Source organism: Microbacterium pratiae (assembly GCF_047302165.1).
Taxonomy (GTDB): domain Bacteria; phylum Actinomycetota; class Actinomycetes; order Actinomycetales; family Microbacteriaceae; genus Microbacterium.
Genome location: NZ_CP154843.1, coordinates 680,983 through 694,411, shown reverse-complemented (window position 1 = coordinate 694,411; position 13,429 = coordinate 680,983). Strand labels below are relative to the sequence as shown.

Annotated in this window: 11 protein-coding genes; 3 read left to right on the top strand and 8 right to left on the bottom strand. The window is 69.3% G+C overall.

Going from position 1 to position 13,429, the window contains the following annotated elements; all coding sequences use genetic code 11:
• Positions 1-6 precede the first annotated feature (6 nt).
• Positions 7-1,500, top strand: a complete 1,494-nt coding sequence (locus AA0Y20_RS03295) for an MFS transporter (protein ID WP_412939695.1) — start codon at positions 7-9, stop codon at positions 1,498-1,500.
• Here AA0Y20_RS03295 and AA0Y20_RS03290 read toward each other — a convergent pair.
• From AA0Y20_RS03290 to mmsA, 8 genes are all read right to left on the bottom strand, one after another.
• Positions 1,490-3,097: a molybdopterin-dependent oxidoreductase gene (locus AA0Y20_RS03290; protein WP_412937426.1), complete on the bottom strand. Its 1,608-nt coding sequence runs from the start codon at positions 3,095-3,097 to the stop codon at positions 1,490-1,492. The two genes, AA0Y20_RS03295 and AA0Y20_RS03290, sit on opposite strands and share 11 nt — an antisense overlap.
• A gap of 187 nt (positions 3,098-3,284) precedes the next feature.
• Positions 3,285-4,394: a GNAT family N-acetyltransferase gene (locus AA0Y20_RS03285; protein WP_412937424.1), complete on the bottom strand. Its 1,110-nt coding sequence runs from the start codon at positions 4,392-4,394 to the stop codon at positions 3,285-3,287.
• Positions 4,395-4,424: 30 nt separating this feature from the next.
• Positions 4,425-5,417, bottom strand: coding sequence for an ABC transporter substrate-binding protein (locus AA0Y20_RS03280; protein ID WP_412937422.1), 993 nt, complete (start codon positions 5,415-5,417; stop codon positions 4,425-4,427).
• A 64-nt stretch (positions 5,418-5,481) separates the two neighbouring features.
• On the bottom strand, positions 5,482-6,249 hold the full coding sequence (locus tag AA0Y20_RS03275; RefSeq protein WP_412937419.1) for an amino acid ABC transporter ATP-binding protein: 768 nt from the start codon (positions 6,247-6,249) through the stop codon (positions 5,482-5,484).
• Complete coding sequence (locus AA0Y20_RS03270) at positions 6,246-7,259, bottom strand: amino acid ABC transporter permease (RefSeq protein ID WP_412937417.1); 1,014 nt, start codon at positions 7,257-7,259, stop codon at positions 6,246-6,248. The genes AA0Y20_RS03275 and AA0Y20_RS03270 overlap by 4 nt, the downstream gene beginning before the upstream one ends.
• A 179-nt stretch (positions 7,260-7,438) precedes the next feature.
• On the bottom strand, positions 7,439-8,557 hold the full coding sequence (locus AA0Y20_RS03265; RefSeq protein ID WP_412937416.1) for a substrate-binding domain-containing protein: 1,119 nt from the start codon (positions 8,555-8,557) through the stop codon (positions 7,439-7,441).
• A gap of 50 nt (positions 8,558-8,607) precedes the next feature.
• The gene (gene mmsB / locus AA0Y20_RS03260) at positions 8,608-9,951 is read right to left on the bottom strand and encodes a multiple monosaccharide ABC transporter permease (protein WP_412937414.1); all 1,344 of its coding nucleotides are present in this window, start codon (positions 9,949-9,951) and stop codon (positions 8,608-8,610) included.
• A complete protein-coding gene (mmsA, locus tag AA0Y20_RS03255; protein WP_412937411.1) occupies positions 9,948-11,540 on the bottom strand; it encodes a multiple monosaccharide ABC transporter ATP-binding protein in 1,593 nt (530 codons plus the stop codon). Before mmsA ends, mmsB begins: the two co-directional genes overlap by 4 nt.
• A 109-nt stretch (positions 11,541-11,649) precedes the next feature.
• Here mmsA and AA0Y20_RS03250 point away from each other — a divergent pair, with 109 nt between their 5' ends.
• Together AA0Y20_RS03250 and AA0Y20_RS03245 are read left to right on the top strand one after the other, a co-directional pair.
• Complete coding sequence (locus AA0Y20_RS03250) at positions 11,650-12,657, top strand: LacI family DNA-binding transcriptional regulator (protein ID WP_412937410.1); 1,008 nt, start codon at positions 11,650-11,652, stop codon at positions 12,655-12,657.
• Between the two features lie 25 nt (positions 12,658-12,682).
• Positions 12,683-13,315, top strand: coding sequence for a LysE family translocator (locus tag AA0Y20_RS03245; protein WP_412937407.1), 633 nt, complete (start codon positions 12,683-12,685; stop codon positions 13,313-13,315).
• The last annotated feature ends 114 nt before the right edge of the window (positions 13,316-13,429 follow it).

Sequence of the window (13,429 nt, the reverse complement as noted above, 5' to 3'; positions counted from 1 at the left end):
GCGGCGCTGTGGGCATGCCTGGCGGCCGGCTTCGCGACGCTGTTCGACGCGACCGTCATCACGTACGCGGCGCCGGATGTCGCCGCATCCCTCGACGCGTCGACCGCCGGCGTGCAGTGGCTGCTCGCATCGTTCTCGCTCACGTTCGGCCTGGGGCTGATCCCCTCAGGCCGACTGGGCGACGTCTACGGGCGGCGCCGGCTGTTCCTGCTCGGCCTGGCGGTCTTCCTCGTCGGCGGGATCGCGGCGGTGACGGCTCCGTCGATCGGGCTGCTGGTGGCGGCGCGCTTCGTCCAGGGCCTCGGTGCGGGTGTCATCAGCGCGCAGGTGCTCGGCACGATCCAGGACCTCTTCACCGGGGCAGCCCGCTTGCGGGCGCTCGGCGCCTATACGGCGACGGGAGCCCTCGCGGGACTGCTCGGGCCGGTGGCGGCGGCCCTCGTGTCGACCGCGGCACGCGCAGACGGAGCCTGGCCCGACGGAGGGTGGACGGACGGGGCCTGGCGCATCGTGCTGCTGATGCCGCTGCCGTTCGTGCTCGCGGCGCTCGCGCTCGGGGCTCGCGGACTGCCCGGTCCCGTCCGTCTCGGTCCGTCGGACGGTCGCCGCGTCGCCCTCGACCTGCCCGGCATCGTGCTGCTCTGCGCGATCGTCGTGGCGGCCACCCTGCCGGTCGTCGAACCCGGCCTCTCGGGAGTCGCCGGGATCATCGTGGCGGCCGCCGCCGGCGTGCTGATCGTGGCCCTCGTCGCATGGGAGCGTCACTACGGCCGGCGGGGACGGCTGTCGCTGTTCGCGCCGGCTCTCGTGCGCTCGCGCGGCTTCGTCGCAGGCAACGTCTCGGCGCTGCTGTGGTTCGGCAGCGGCATGGCCTTCGCCTCGGCGGTGACCCTGTACTTCCTGCAGCGTCCCGGGCTGACGCCGTTCGCGATCGCCCTGCTCTTCGCCCCGGGAGCGGTGGCCAGGCTCGTGGCCTCCCTGCTGAGCCAGCGGGTGTTCGCGAGGATCGGCATGGCGACCGTGTCGCTCGGGCTGACGATCCAGCTCCTGTTGCTGGCGCTGATCGCGGTGGCCGCGCCGCTCGTCGACGACGGCGCGCTGCTGGTCGTCGCGGCTGCGGCCCAGGTCGGCCTCGGGTTCGCCGGCGGTCTGGTCGAGCCGCCGATCCGCGCGCTCACGCTGTCGTTCGCGTCGGCGCGACTGCACGGCGTCGCGGCATCCTTCCTGCAGCTGACGCAGCGGCTGGCGGCGACGTTCCTCGTGGCGCTGACGACCGGCATCCTGCTGACCGCCAGCGGTCAGGCGACGGCCGGTTCGCTGCAGGCCGCGGTCGCCGTCTGCGCCCTCGCGAGCGCGCTGTCTCTCGCCGTTGCGCTGCACCCCGCGCTCCGCGGCACCCCTGTCGAGTCGCCAGGAACTGCGGATGCGGCGGGTCCAGGATCCGCAGTTTGTGGCGAGTCGACGGGGGGTGTCGCAGCGGCAGCGGGGGTCAGGCGCTGACGGTGACGAGCACCCGCTGCCAGCCGCTCGAGCCGTCGGGGGCGATGGGCGCGCGCTCCTCGACCTGCGTGTCGCCGTTCTTGTTGACGGCGCGCACCTCGACGTAATGGGTGCCGGCCTCGGCCTGCCACTCGAGCATCCACTGGACCCAGGTGTCGGCATTGATCGGGGTGGAGATCGTCGCGGCCTGCCAGTCGCCGTCGTCGATACGCACCTCGACCCGGTCGATTCCCACCGTCTGCGCCCATGCCATTCCGGCGATGGCGACGGTGCCGGCCGCGACCGGCGTGCCCGTCCGGGGCGTGTCGATGCGCGACGAGAACTTGATCGGCGCTTCGGCCGCGTATCCGCGCGGGGTCCAGTACGCCTCGTCGGCCTCGAACGTCGTGACCTTGAGCTCGGTGACCCACTTCGTCGCCGAGACGTAGCCGTACAGCCCGGGGACGACCATCCGCACCGGGAAGCCGTGCTCGAGAGGCAGCGGCTCACCGTTCATCGCGACCGCTAAGATCGCATCCCGCGCGTCGTCGGTCAGGGCTTCGAGCGGAGTGGATGCCGTGTACCCGTCGACGCTCTTCGACAGCACCATGTCGGCGCCCGACTGCGGGCCGGCCATGCGCAGGATGTCGCGGATCGGAACGCCCTGCCAGATGGCGTTGCCCACCAGTCCTCCGCCGACCTCGTTCGACACGCAGGTCAGCGTGACCGCGTACTCGTCCAGGCCCATGCCGACGAGGTCGTCGAAGCTCAGCTCGACGCGCTGGTCGACCATGCCGTCGATGACGAGGCGCCACGTGGTCGGGTCGACCGACGGCACCGTGAGCGCCGTGTCGACGCGATAGAAGTCGGCGTTCGGGGTGATCAGCGGCGAGATGCCCTCGACGTCGAGCTCGGCGCCATCGGGGATCGTGACCGTCGTCCGGGGCTCGGGGATGCGCAGCTCACGCCGGAGCGCGTCGACCGATGCGGACGTCGCGTTGAGCAGGCGTGCGCCGACTCCGACGATGACAGCTGCGAGGCCCACGCCTCCCGTGGCGACGAGGAACGATCGACGACCGAGCCCGCGCTGCTCGGCGGCCGGGGCCGCGGGAGTGTCGGCATCCGCGGCATCCGCAGCGCCCGCCCATCGGCGGAGGCGAGTGATGAGGAACACGAGCACGATCACCCCGACCAGCGTCCCGATCACGGGAGGGACGAACGCGAGTGGGCTGGCACCGGTGCGCGTGACGATGGCGGCGGTCGAGATCACCCCGGCGAGAGCGATGACGATGACCCCGAACGGCCGAGCGAAGAACTGCAGGATGCCGGCGATCGCAGCGGCGATCACGACGGCGAGCGCCAAGCTGCCGAGCAGGACGATCTTGTCGGCCGAGCCGAAGGTCGCGATCGCGAACTCCTTGAGCGGCTGCGGCACGATGTCGATGACGAAGGCCCCGACGGCGAGGATCGGGCTGCTCTCGCGTGCGACGAGCAGTGCGATCAGCTCGGCGACGGCGAGGAAGGCAGCCGCGCTGACGACGCCCGCGAGCGCGCTCCAGAGGCCCCAGACCCAGCGCCTGCCCTTCGGCTGGTCCGTGGATGCGGTCGATTTCGCCATCGCTGTCGCCTCTCGATCGGCAGATCACTCCTACCGTGCATAGTGTCTTCGTGGCCGAGCCCGCAATGGATGGAAATCCGGCGCGATTGATGCCGCGAGAACGTACCGTCGTCGCGAGAACCTACGGTGCGACGTGCGTTCTCGCTGAAACGGTGCGTGCTCGGCGGCGGCAGCGCGGCAGCGCGGCCTACAGGGGCTTGGCGAAGCAGCGAGAGAACGCGTAGTCGGTGTATGGCGCGTAGATCGGGATCGGGGTGTAGCCGAGGCGCTCATACAGGACGACGGCGTCGTGCTGGCGGTCGCCGGTCTGCAGGATGACGCGTGCCGCGCCCCGATCGCGCGCGATGCGTTCGAGCTCGGCGAGCAGCGCACGGCTCGCACCGAGGCCGCGAGCCCGGGGGTGCACGTACACGCGCTTGATCTCGAGGTCGCGGATGCCGTCGTGCGCGAGGTCTCGCAGTGCGCCGTGGCCGACGGGCTCGCCCGCGGCATCCGTCACGAGCACCGTCGCCACGATCGTCGCGGGATCGAGGGCGAACGCTCGTGCCGACCGGGCGGCGGCCTCGGGGTCGGTCTCGTCGAAGCGGTCGGCGTAACGCGGGCCGACCTCGCGGTCCATCTCAGCCCGGAGGGCGGCTGCGCGCGGGTCGTCGTAGTCGATGTGCTGGAGCACCCACGTCGGCGCCGGTCCCCCGGCATCCGCCGCCGGGGCGCCCGACGGCTCGAGGTCGTACCCGAAGGCGAGCAGCTCGATGAAGCGGCCCGGCTCGACCTCGATGCGGCCCTCCCGTTCGGGCAGGCGCGAGAAGCCGAGCTTGGCGTACAGCGCGTGCGCGGCGGTCATCTCGGGCCCGCTGTTCATGACGACGCGGTGCGAGCCGCGCTCTCGGGCGAGTTCGATGACGTGCCGCGTGAGGGCCTCGCCGACGCCGCGTCCGCGGGCCTCGGGAGCGACCGCGAGCTGTCGGAAGTCGGTCTCGCCCGGCTGCGCGATGCCGGCCAGCGGCCGGTTGGGTCGGGCCACCCAGACGGTCCCGAGGATCTCGCCCCCGCCGTCAGGAGCCCTCTCCCCGCCGTCGCCCGTGTCCCCGCTACCGTCCCGGTCGCCGCCGTCGTCCACGGCCACCCAGACGTCGCCGCTCCGCACGCGGCCGGCGACGTCGCGCAGCGAGGCGAGGTACTGCTCCGAGAGCCCGCCGTAGCTGTGCTGGTAGGCGCGAGCGGTCAGCTCGCCCGCCCGAGCGAACTCCTCGGTGCGGACGAGCCGGATGGTGAGCGCTGTCGCGGTCGAAGTCACGAGGTGACGCTACCTCTCACCGAGACCCGATCATGACGCCGGCAGGCCGGGAGGGTTGATCTCGCTCTTCTCGATGCGCTCCGACTCGAGGCCCCACGTTTCGAGGACCTCGTCGTACTGGCCGCCCTCGATGATGGCGTTGATCGCGATCGACACGGGCTCGATCAGGCCGTTGCCCTTCGCCGTCGCCGCGGCGATGTTCGCGGTCTGCGGCCAGCCGCCCGGCACGAGGCCGACGAGCTTGGTGTCGCCGGTCTCGCGCGCCGACCAGGCCGAGGTGGCGTTGGGACCGAAGGTGGCGTCGACGCGCCCCGACTGCAGCGCGAGCACGGCGGCGGCGTTGTCGTCGTAGTACTGCAGCTCCGCCGGCGCCTCACCGGCGGCCTCGAGCTCCTCGTTCCAGGCGAGCAGCACCTGCTCCTGGTTGGTGCCCGAGCCGACGACGATCTTCAGACCGGAGATGTCGGCGGCCTCTTCGATCTTGTCGATGTCGCTGTCGGCGCGGACGTAGAAGCCGAGCAGGTCCTCGCGGTAGCTCGCGAAGTCGTAGAGCTCCTTGCGCTCTTCCGTGACGGTGACGTTCGAGGTGATGAGGTCGTATTTGCCCGACTGGATGCCGAGGGGCCAATCGGCCCACGCGACGACGACGGGGTTGTACTCGAGCCCGAGCGCTTCGGCGATGAGTGATCCGATGTTGGGCTCGGTTCCGGCGGCCTCGGTCTCGCCCTCGGGGATGTAGCCGAGCGGGGGCAGGTACGCGGAATGGGCGACGGTCAGCTTCCCCTCCTCGACGGGCTGGAAGCCGCTCGCCTCGAGGGCCGCGACGGCCTCGGCGACAGGCTCGTCGAGGTGCACCCAGTGGATGTCGTCGGTCGCGACGTTCGCCGTGGTCGCCGCGGGCGCGGCGGCCTCGGCCTCGGCGGGCCGGTTGAGGTTCACGGCGGTGACGATGCCGCCGACGATCGCCGCTACCGCGACGACGCCGAGTCCGGCGGCGATGCCCTGCTTCTTGCTGATGGCCATGCTGTGGGTCTTTCTCGAAAGGGTGGGGTGCGGGTGGGGATTGCGGGGGAACGGGAGGAGGCGCTCAGGCGAGGACCTTGGCGAGGAACTCCTGCACGCGCGGGTGCTTCGGTGCGACGAGCACCTCGGTCGGCGGGCCCTGCTCGATGATCCGGCCGCCGTCGAGGAACACGACGCGGTCGGCGACCTCACGGGCGAAGCCGATCTCGTGAGTGACGATGATGAGCGTCGTGCCGAGCTGCGCGAGGTCGCGGATGACGTCGAGCACCTCGCCGACGAGCTCGGGGTCGAGGGCGCTCGTCGGCTCGTCGAACAGGATCACCTTCGGCTTGAGAGCCAGCGCACGAGCGATCGCGACCCGTTGCTGCTGGCCGCCGGACAGCTGCCGCGGGTAGTGGCCGGCCTTGTCGCCGAGACCCACGCGGTCGAGCAGCCCGAGGGCGAGTTCGCGGGCGTCGTCCTTCGACAGGCGCCCGAGGGCGACGGGCGCCTCGGTGACGTTCTCGAGGGCGGTGAGGTGCGGGAAGAGGTTGAAGTTCTGGAAGACGATCCCGATCTGGGTGCGGCGCTCGAGCACGGCCTTCTCGCGCAGCTCGTAGAGCTTGCCGTTCCGCTGCTCGTAGCCGATGAACTCGCCGTCGACCGTGACCGATCCGCGGTCGACCGTCTCAAGGTGGTTGATGGTGCGCAGCAGCGTGGACTTGCCCGAGCCGCTGGCACCGAGGATCGCGACGACCTCGCCCGGCTCGACCGTGAGGTCGATGCCGCCGAGCACCTCGACGCCCCCGTAGCTCTTGTGGACGTTGTGGATCTCGACGAGACCGATGGTCATGACTCTCCTCCGGGGGCGAGCGGGCGGGGCGCCGGTGCGTCGTCGCCGAGGCGGGCCCACTGCACGGCGATCCAGTGACGCGCGCGCTGCACGGGAGTGGGCGGCAGCACCCGCACGGATCCCCGCGCGTAGTGATGCTCGATGTAGTACTGCAGGATGCTGAGCACCGTGGTGATGATCGTGTACCAGACCACCGCGACGAGCAGCAGCGGGATGACGCGGCTGTTGCGGTTGTAGATGACCTGCACCGCGTAGAACAGCTCGGGGATCGCGATGACGAACAGCACCGAGGTGCCCTTGACGAGCCCGATCACCTCGTTGGTGGCGTTGGGGACGATCGATCGCATGGCCTGCGGCAGCACGATGCGGCTGAGCCGCCGACGCGGCGGGATGCCGAGCGCCGCGGCCGCCTCGAGCTGACCCTGGTCGACCGACAGCAGACCGCCGCGGATGATCTCGGCGGAGTAGGCCGCCTGGTGCAGGCTCAGACCGAGCACGCCCGCCGCGAAGGCGCTGATGAGCTGGACAGTGGGGAACTCCACGATCCAGAAGTCGGTCGTGAACGGCGTGCCGAGCCCGAGCGTCGGATAGAGGTAGCCGAGGTTGTACCAGACCACGAGCTGCACGACGAGGGGAACGGAGCGGAAGAACCAGATGAAGCTCCACGACGCCGCGTTCAGCAGCGGCGACTTGGCGAGCCGCGCGAGCGCGAGCACCGTTCCGAGCAGGAATCCGATCGTCGCCGACACCGCCGTGTAGACGAGGGTGAGGCCGAGTCCCTGCAGCACCGGGTCGGAGAAGAAGTACTGCGCGAAGTAGCCCCACTCGTAGTTCTCGTTCGTCACGAGCGACCACAGGAACTGCGCCACGACGAACACGATGATCGCGGCGATGGCCCAGCGGAACCAGTGCCGCGTGCGCACGACGGGGATGTCGCCGAGGTCGACGCGCTGCGCGGTCGACGCGGGATCGTCGACGGTGCGGTCGACGCGCGAGACGGTGTCGGTCATGCGGATCTCCTCGGGACGTCGCGGATGCAGCGGAGGCTGCGGATCGCACGACAGTAGGACTCGGAGGAGCCCGGTGTCGCGGCATCCGCTCACACGACGACACGAAGAGAGATACGGCGTAACACGAGGAACCGGCCCCCAGTGAGAGAGCTGGGGGCCGGTTCCGAGAGCGCTTCGGGCTACTGCGCCGCCTGCACGATCTCGAGGAGGCTCGGGACGTTGGCGTACGCCTCTGCCGCGTTCTCCTTCGTGACGATCACGGGCTCGAGCAGGTAAGCCGGAACGACCTTCACGCCGTTGTCGTATTGCTCGGTGTCGTTGACCTCGGCATCCTTGCCCTGCTGCAGCTCGCCGATCATCTTGACCGTCTGCTCGACCAGCAGCGTCGTGTCCTTGTTGATGGTCGAGTACTGCTCGCCGGCCATGATCGACTTCACCGACTCGACCTCCGAGTCCTGACCGGTGACCGTGAAGGTCGCGACATCCTTGCCCGCCTGCTTCACCGAGGTGAGGATGGCACGGGCCAGGGTGTCGTTCGGCGAGAGCACGCCGTCGAGCGTGTCGGTGCTGTAGGTCGACGTGAGGATCGAGTCCATGCGGCTCTGCGCGTTCTCGGCCTTCCAGCCCTGCGTCGCCGTCTGGGCGATCTCGTCCTGACCCGACTTCACGACGAGGGTGCCGTCGTCGATCTTCGGCTGCAGCACGTCCATCGCGCCGTTGAAGAACACCGCCGAGTTCGCGTCGTCGGGCGACCCGGAGAACAGCTCGATGTTCCAGGGCGCGCCATGGCCCGACCGAGCTTCGAGCCCGTCGAGCAGCGCCTGCCCCTGCAGCTGTCCGACCTTGAAGTTGTCGAACGCCACGTAGTAGTCGACGTTCTCGCTGTTCTCGAGCAGCCGGTCGTACGCGATGATCGTCACGCCCGCGTCGGCGGCCTGCTGGAGCTGAGTACCCAGCTGCTTGCCGTCCTTCGCGCCGATGACGATGACCTTCGCACCGTTCGTGATCATCGCGGAGATCTGGTTCTGCTGCTCGGCGACCGTGTTCGATGCCGGCGCGTACTGCACGTCGGCCTTGAAGCCGGCGGCCTCGAGGTCCTTCGTGAACAGGTCGCCCGCGAGCACCCAGTTCTCGCTGGTCTTGTCGGGCAGGGCGACGCCGATCGTCGCGTCGGCCGCGAAGCCCGCCGCAGCGGAGGCGTCGCCGCCGGCGCCCGCGTCGGTGCGCGCGTTGGAGCACGCCGACAGGGCCAGCGCCGTGACCGCGAGCGCGGTGACGGCGAGAGCGATCTTCTTCATTGCATTCATCTCTTTTCTTCGGTGCGGAGAGCCATCAGCGAGCGGTGTCGTCATCGACGACCGGCATCGACGGGCTGACTGGTCTCATTGGTTCCGGCGGTCGGCAAGACAGTCGGAGGTGTGGGGGCGTCGGCGCGGGCTCGGCGGCGTGCCGACCAGAGGCCGATGATCGACGGGCGCCCGGTCGCCTTGCTCAGCACGTCGATGCCGACGGCGAGCAGCAGCACGAGGCCCTTGATGACCGATACGAGGTCGGCGCCGGTGCCCACGAGCTGCAACCCGTTGTTGAGGAAGGCCATCACGAGTCCACCGATGATCGCGCCGATGACGGTGCCGATGCCGCCCGAGACCGCCGCGCCGCCGATGAACACCGCCGCGATGGCGTCGAGCTCCCAGCCGTTGCCGTCCTGCGGGCCGGACGCGCCCGATCGGGCGACGAAGATCATGCCGGCGAGCGACGCCAGTACCGACATGTTCATCATCACGAAGAAGTCGACGCGCCGATCCTTCACCCCCGACAGCGTCGCGGCGAGACGGTTGCCGCCGACGGCGTAGATGCGCCGGCCGAACGTCGTGTTGTTGGTGATGAACGAGTACAGGATGACGAGGGCGACGAGGATGACGCCCGAGATCGGGAACCCGGTGCCCGGTCGCCCGGTCGCGAAGAGGTAGGCGGCGACGAGGATGACGCCGCCCACGACGACGACCTTGAGGATCGAGACCCACAGCGGGGCCGACTCGGCTCCGGTCTTGACCTGACGCCGGCGCAGGCGGATCTCGTTGACGACGATCCAGAGCGCACCGAGGATGCCGAGCGCGAGGGTCAGTACGTTGAACGGCAACGGGATGAAGGGGAGCTCGGGCAGGTACCCGGCACCGATCACCTGGAAGTCGGCGGGCACGGCGAGGGTCGTCGACTGCCCGACGATCTGGTTCAGGCCCCGGAAGATCAGCATCCCGGCGAGCGTGACGATGAACGCCGGCACGCCGACGTAGGCGACCCAGAACCCCTGCCAGGCGCCGATGAGCACGCCGACGACGAGTCCGAGCACGATCGCGAGGTACGACGGCAGGTTCCAGTCGGCCATCGACTTGGCGACGACGATGCCGGTGAAGGCGGCGACCGACCCGACCGAGAGGTCGATGTGGCCCATGATGATGACCATCACCATGCCGATCGCGAGGATCAGGATGTAGGAGTTCTGATTGATCGCGTTGATGAGGTTGCCCGACGACAGCGTCAGGCCGTTGGTCCAGATCTGGAAGACGAGGATGATCAGCACGAGCGATCCGAGGATGCCGAACTGCCGCAGCGTGGATTGTCCGCCACCGAACGCTTTGCGGATGTCGGCCAGCCCGCCGGTGCGGACGGGGGCGGTGTCGGGCTGAGTCATGCGGTCACTTTCTTTCCACGGTCTGCGGTCATGCTCCGCATCAGTTCCTCGGGTGTGGCTCTGCGTGCGTCGATCTCGTCGGTGATGCGCCCCTCGAAGACCGTGTAGATGCGGTCTGCCATGCCCAGCAGCTCGGGCAGCTCGCTCGAGATGAGGAGCACGCCCTTCCCCTGAGCGGCGAGGTCGTTGATGATCGAGTAGATCTCGTACTTCGCCCCGACGTCGATGCCGCGAGTGGGCTCGTCGAGGATGAGCAGGTCGGGATCGGTGAACATCCATTTGGCGAGGACGACCTTCTGCTGGTTGCCGCCCGACAGCTTCGAGACGCCATTGTCGACGTTCGACGTCTTGATGCGCAGCCTCCCCCGGTAGTCGTCGGCGACGGCGCGCTCCTCGTCCTTGTGCAGCACGCCGTGCGGCGCGATCTTGCGGAGCTTCGCGGACACCACCGATCGCCGGATCGGGTCGAGCAGGTTGAGCCCGAGCACCTTGCGGTCCTCGCTGACGTAGGCGAGCCCGTGCGAGATCGCCGACGGCACATCCTTGAGCGTCACGGGCTTGCCGTCGATGAGGATCTGACCGCCCTCGTAGAGGCCGTACGAGCGGCCGAACAGGCTCATCGCGAGCTCGGTGCGGCCGGCTCCCATGAGGCCCGCGAGACCGACGACCTCGCCGCGGCGGACGGTGAGGTGCGACGACTTCGCGACGAGCCGGTCGGCGTTCAGCGGATGCCGCACCGTCCAGTCGCGCACCTCGAAGAAGACCTCTCCGATCTTCGCGTCGCGCGGCGGGAACCGGTTCTCGAGCGAGCGCCCGACCATGCCGCGGATGATGCGGTCCTCGTCGACGTCGCCGGCGTGGACGTCGAGCGTCTCGATCGTCCGACCGTCGCGGATGATCGTGATCGAGTCGGCGATCTGGGCGATCTCGTTGAGCTTGTGGCTGATGATGATCGAGGTCACGCCGCGGTCTCGCAGATCGGTGATGAGGCCGAGCAGGTGCTGCGAGTCGTTCTCGTTCAGCGCGGCGGTCGGCTCGTCGAGGATGAGCAGCTTGACGTTCTTCGACAGGGCCTTGGCGATCTCGACGAGCTGCTGCTTGCCGACGCCGAGCTGCTTGATGGGGGTGGCCGGGTCATCGCGCAGGCCGACCCGTTCGAGTAGCTCGCGTGCCCGGGCTCGCGAGGCGTCCCAGTCGATGCGGCCGAAACGCGAGATCTCGTTGCCGATGAAGATGTTCTCCGCGATCGACAGCTCGGGGATGAGGGCGAGTTCCTGATGGATGATCGCGATGCCGGCATCCTCGCTCGCCCGGATGTCGCGGAACTGGGCCGCCTGCCCGTCGAAGACGATGTCGCCCTCATAGGTCCCGTACGGGTAGACCCCCGAGAGCACCTTCATGAGCGTCGACTTGCCGGCGCCGTTCTCGCCGCAGATCGCGTGGATCTCTCCGGCCTGCACCGTGAGCGACACGTCGGCGAGAGCGATGACGCCGGGGAAGCGCTTCGTGATGGAGCGCATCTCGAGCAGGGGCCGTCCGGACGCACCGGATCCTGAATCGATCACCAAAGCTCCTCTGCCCCAGCTCATCGGATGTCAACGTTGTCATTGAGCGACGTCACTCTACGCTCCACCCTGCGATGTGTGAAGTATCGCCGCACAGATAGAATGTCCACCGTTGTCATCGGAGGGAGCAGGGATGCCGAATCCGACGCGGGCGACGATTCAGGATGTCGCCCGACTCGCGGGGGTGAGCGCGAAAACCGTCTCGCGCGTCTTCCACGGTTCGGACCAGGTGCGTCCGGACACGCGCGAGCGGGTGAAGGCGGCGGCGGAACGTCTGCGATTCCGTCCGAACCGCGTCGCGCGCGATCTGCGCCGCGGCGGGGTGACCAGCACCGTGGGCTTCGTGATCGGCGACATCCAGAACCCGTTCTACTTCTCCGTCGCCGGGGGCATCGAGTACGAGCTGGCACAGCACGGGTACACGATGCTGCTGGCCACGACGGATGACTCGGCCGAGACCGAGCGCCGCGTGGTCGACGCGGTCCTGTCACAGGGCGTGCGGGCGCTGCTGCTGATCCCCGTCGCGGACGATCAGTCGTACCTCGAGGGCGAGCGCCACTTCGGCACGCCGATCGTCGGGGTCGACAGGCCTCTCGAGAACCTGCTGTCCGACACGGTGCTGCTCACCAATCGCGCCGGGATGGCAGAGGCCGTGCGATCGCTGACCGCCCTCGGACACCGCCGTATTGCGTTCGTCGCGAATCCCGCGTCGGTGCACACGGTGCGGGAGCGACTGGCGGGGTACCGCGACGCGCTCGCGGAGGTGGGGGTGAGCCCGACCGATCGCTGGTTGAGCCTCGGCGACGACCCGTCGGCGAGCACGCGCGACGCCGTCGTCGAGCTGATGCGTTCGAGTGAGCCGCCGACCGCGATCGTGACGGGGAACAACCGGGCGACGACGGCGACGCTGCAGGCGCTGCGCGACCTGGATTCGCCGTGCGCGCTGATCGGCTTCGATGATTTCGAGCTCGCGGAGATGTTGGGGATCTCCGTCGTCGCGCACGATGCGCACGCGCTCGGCCGAGCCGCGGCGCTGCTTGCGATCGATCGGATCGACCGCCCCACGGCGCCGCCGCGACGTGTCGAGATCGCGACCTCGCTGGTGCAGCGCGGGTCGGGCGAGCGCCCGCCGCACGGCTGAAACATCGAGGGAGTAGCGTTCGCTCGTGATCCCGTTCGAGAACCTGCTGGCCTTCCTGCTCACCGCGGTCGTCATCATCGTGATTCCCGGGCCGAGCGTGCTGTTCGTCATCGGGCGGTCGATCGCGTTGGGACGCCGGGCCGGGGTGCTGAGTGTCATCGGCAACGCGCTCGGCACCGTGCCCGCTGTGATCGCGGTGGCGTTCGGCGTCGGCGCGATCGTCGCGTCGTCGGTCGCGGCGTTCACCGTGATCAAACTCGTGGGCGCCGCCTACCTGGTGTGGTTGGGTGTGCAGGCGATCCGCCATCGCCATGTGCGGGTCGACGCTCCGGGAGGCGAACGGACCTCGCCGATGCGTCTGCTCGCCCAAGGGTTCATCATCGGCATGACCAACCCGAAGACGATCGCGTTCTTCGTGGCGGTGCTGCCGCAGTTCGTCGCCCCCGAAGCTGGTCCGATCTGGATGCAGCTCCTCGCGCTCGGCCTCCTCTTCCAGGTGCTCGCGGTCGCGTGCGACAGCTTGTGGGCGCTGGCTGCGGGAACGGCCCGCGCCTGGTTCGCCGACTCGCCGCGGCGCATGTCGACGCTCACGGGGACGGGCGGCGTCATGATGATCGGTCTCGGCGGCACCCTTGCGTTCGCCGGCTCGAGGAGCTGACCCAGCACGCGCGCGCGGGTGCGTGTTCGCGCGTTCGCGCCGGAGCAGAGCGTGCGCCGTCGAGCCAACGGCGTGCCCGTTAGCGTCGGCAACGCACCCGGAGAGCATCGCGAT

What these genes read in the sequence shown, in the direction of transcription:
- mmsB (WP_412937414.1), bottom strand. Translation starts at nt 9,951, where the DNA reads ATGACTCAGCCCGACACCGCCCCCGTCCGCACCGGCGGGCTGGCCGAC.
- AA0Y20_RS03265 (WP_412937416.1), bottom strand. Translation starts at nt 8,557, where the DNA reads ATGAAGAAGATCGCTCTCGCCGTCACCGCGCTCGCGGTCACGGCGCTG.
- AA0Y20_RS03250 (WP_412937410.1), top strand. Translation starts at nt 11,650, where the DNA reads ATGCCGAATCCGACGCGGGCGACGATTCAGGATGTCGCCCGACTCGCG.
- AA0Y20_RS03280 (WP_412937422.1), bottom strand. Translation starts at nt 5,417, where the DNA reads ATGGCCATCAGCAAGAAGCAGGGCATCGCCGCCGGACTCGGCGTCGTC.
- mmsA (WP_412937411.1), bottom strand. Translation starts at nt 11,540, where the DNA reads ATGAGCTGGGGCAGAGGAGCTTTGGTGATCGATTCAGGATCCGGTGCG.
- AA0Y20_RS03270 (WP_412937417.1), bottom strand. Translation starts at nt 7,259, where the DNA reads ATGACCGACACCGTCTCGCGCGTCGACCGCACCGTCGACGATCCCGCG.
- AA0Y20_RS03290 (WP_412937426.1), bottom strand. Translation starts at nt 3,097, where the DNA reads ATGGCGAAATCGACCGCATCCACGGACCAGCCGAAGGGCAGGCGCTGG.
- AA0Y20_RS03275 (WP_412937419.1), bottom strand. Translation starts at nt 6,249, where the DNA reads ATGACCATCGGTCTCGTCGAGATCCACAACGTCCACAAGAGCTACGGG.